The organism is Neobacillus paridis, from assembly GCF_016765675.1.
Lineage (GTDB): Bacteria > Bacillota > Bacilli > Bacillales > Cytobacillaceae > Neobacillus > Neobacillus paridis.
Genome location: NZ_JAESWB010000396.1, coordinates 1 through 620 on the forward strand (window position 1 = coordinate 1; position 620 = coordinate 620).

Here is a 620-nt window from a genome sequence, read left to right on the forward strand (position 1 = left end):
GCGGGTGCAGTCCGAGATGCTGCGCACAAAGCGCCGCCAGCGCGCCGAGGAACAGGCAGCCAAGATCGCGCTGAAGCTGCTGTTCCCGCTGATCTTCTTCATCTTCCCGTCGCTGCTGGTGGTGCTGATGGGGTCGGCCTTCATCCAGATCTACCGCGTGCTTCTGCCCACCATGGGTAGCGGCCAATAACCACAACAAAAGGGGAAATCATGCCAACACCCAGCCCTATCCTGGCCGCCGTTGCATCGCTGTGCCTGCTGCAGGCCTGCGCCACCGCACCGGCGCCGACCGAGCCGCGCGCGATGAAGATGGAACCGCTGCTGCAGGTGCGCGGTTCCGGGGAACAGACCGCCGCCACCTATTACCAGCTCGGCAAATTCCACCAGGCGCGCGGCAACAAGGCGCAGGCGCGGACCGCCTATGAGCAATCGATCAGCCTGGACCGGCGACAGATCGAGGCGCGCAACGCGCTGGCTGTGCTCAATTCCGAAGACGGCAAGCTCGACGAGGCATTGTCCCTGCTGGAGCAACTGGCACGCGACTATCCGCGCGTGGCCTATCTGCATAACAACCTGGCCTACGTGCATCTGCTGCGCGGCACGCCGGATGCCGCCATCCC

General features: G+C 64.7%; 1 protein-coding gene and 1 pseudogene. Both read left to right on the top strand.

Going from position 1 to position 620, the window contains the following annotated elements:
• Positions 1-190, top strand: a pseudogene (locus JK635_RS29340) (hypothetical protein); the annotation flags it as partial.
• Between the two features lie 20 nt (positions 191-210).
• The coding region (locus JK635_RS29345) for a tetratricopeptide repeat protein (protein ID WP_202656402.1) at positions 211-620 on the top strand (410 nt) is incomplete at its 3' end.